This is a genomic window from Alteromonas sp. AO-Serp, assembly GCF_017849675.1.
Taxonomy (GTDB): Bacteria; Pseudomonadota; Gammaproteobacteria; order Enterobacterales; family Alteromonadaceae; genus Alteromonas; species Alteromonas macleodii.
Window position 1 is genome coordinate 1 of record NZ_JAFLMX010000158.1, and the last position, 1,824, is coordinate 1,824.

Genomic DNA, 1,824 nt, shown 5'->3' on the forward strand with positions numbered 1-1,824 from the left:
AAAAAGGCGCTTGTCTTTCATCACTTGGCGAATGAATGTTTGTCGCCCTGGCGTTAATGACTTTCTTTTTGCTAGATAGCACCTCTATGTCGCAGGTTTCCCCCACAAGGGCACCTTCAACAAATACCATAGGATTGCCGCGCACTACGCCATTGCCCATCCAATCTAAATCTTCAATGGTGACCGTGTTAAGCTTTTGAGTTTCACTGGTATCCGCTGCATTTTTGCTTTTCCCAAATCGAAGTCCTGCGACCTGCGCGTTGGCTCTGGCATTCCCTTTTTTTGAAGCGCCACGCTCAGTAAGCGACGTTTTGCCTTTTTGCTTGCTACGAGATTGTTTAAAAAGGTTTGCCAAGTGTGACTCCGGTTACTTGCTTTACGTGGTTTGATGTTAGTAGAGGTTTTTGCGCGCGCTCACCAAATAGAAGTCGCCCACGTGGGTTAGGGACAGTTGCTCTATTCAGACTCTAGTATAACGGTGGCGACAGCATAATGCTGCTCATCTGAAATACTGACCACGCTTCGCGTAATACCTCGGTTTTTGCACATTGCAGCAAACTCGCCAGAAAAATGAAGCTCTGGCGCACCTAAATCGTTATTGCGCACTTCTATATGCTGCCAGCTGATCCCGTTTCCAATCCCTGTACCAAGGGCCTTCACTGCCGCTTCCTTGGCGGCAAAACGTTTGGCTAAGAAGCGGACTGGCGTACCGTGTTCGCTGAACTGCTGCCACTCGGCAGGCGTAAGTACTCGCTTGGCTAAGCGTTCATTAGCGCCATCGCCTTTACCAAGTCGCGCTATCTCTACAATGTCAGTACCTAGCCCTGCAATCGCCACGTTATCTACACCCTTTTGAATCTAAGGTTAAATGCCTGCTCGTGCTTCTAGCATAAGTTTACGCATATCAGCTACAGCCGTATGAAGGCCATCAAACGCGGCGCGAGCAATGATAGCGTGGCCAATATTAAGTTCGATTAACTGAGGGATAGCCGCAATAGGCTTAACATTGTGATAGTGCAAGCCATGACCGGCATTCACTTTAAGCCCTAAGCTATCGGCGTACTCGATACCTTCAACTAAACGCGCTAGCTCTTTATGCTGCTCTTCTTCGCTGGTGGCTTCTGCATATTGGCCTGTATGAATTTCGATGTAAGGAGCGTTACATGCTGCGGCCGCGTCAATTTGCGCTTTGTCGGCATCAATGAACAACGACACCAAAATGTTCGCATTAGCGAGTCGCTCGCACGCCGCTTTGATGTTTTCAAAATTCCCTGCTACATCAAGACCACCTTCGGTAGTCAGCTCTTCGCGCTTTTCTGGTACTAGGCAGCAAAAAACAGGCTTTACCTCTTCTGCAATTGCCAGCATTTCTTCGGTTACCGCCATTTCCAGATTTAGTCGGGTATTAATGGTCTGCGCTAAAATGCGAACGTCACGGTCTTTAATGTGGCGGCGGTCTTCACGTAAATGAACCGTAATGCCGTCTGCGCCTGCGCGCTCGGCGATATCCGCAGCATGCACGGGATCTGGGTACTGCGTGCCGCGCGCATTGCGTAGCGTTGCGATATGGTCGATGTTAACGCCTAATAGAATCGTGCTCATTTCACCACCTAACCTGTAAGAGCGATAGAAGAGGCCTGCTCTTCTTGTTTAATACGTTACTTTAAGGGTAAAAATACCCTTCTAAGGAAAGTCGCAATTGTAGCAAATTTTTTTGTAGAGAGTGCTTATTAAGCGCTTGAGTTAAGAGAAAATAATTTAAGGCATTTAGTCTAGTTTTAGGGTGGTTTATACGCTTTACCAAAAACTAAGCGCTTGTAAATG

The 1,824-nt window shown here is 47.6% G+C and carries 2 protein-coding genes and 1 pseudogene; all 3 read right to left on the reverse strand.

Annotated elements, in window-relative coordinates:
• A pseudogene (locus QVA83_RS11380) lies at positions 1–355 on the reverse strand (23S rRNA (uracil(1939)-C(5))-methyltransferase RlmD); the annotation flags it as partial.
• 101 nt (positions 356–456) lie between these two features.
• Positions 457–837, reverse strand: coding sequence for a holo-ACP synthase (gene acpS, locus QVA83_RS11385; RefSeq protein WP_014948318.1), 381 nt, complete (start codon positions 835–837; stop codon positions 457–459).
• A gap of 27 nt (positions 838–864) precedes the next feature.
• Entirely contained in the window at positions 865–1,602 is a 738-nt protein-coding gene (gene pdxJ, locus QVA83_RS11390; protein ID WP_287498475.1) for a pyridoxine 5'-phosphate synthase, read from the reverse strand.
• Positions 1,603–1,824: the final 222 nt, after the last annotated feature.

What these genes read in the sequence shown, in the direction of transcription:
- pdxJ (WP_287498475.1), bottom strand. Translation starts at nt 1,602, where the DNA reads ATGAGCACGATTCTATTAGGCGTTAACATCGACCATATCGCAACGCTA.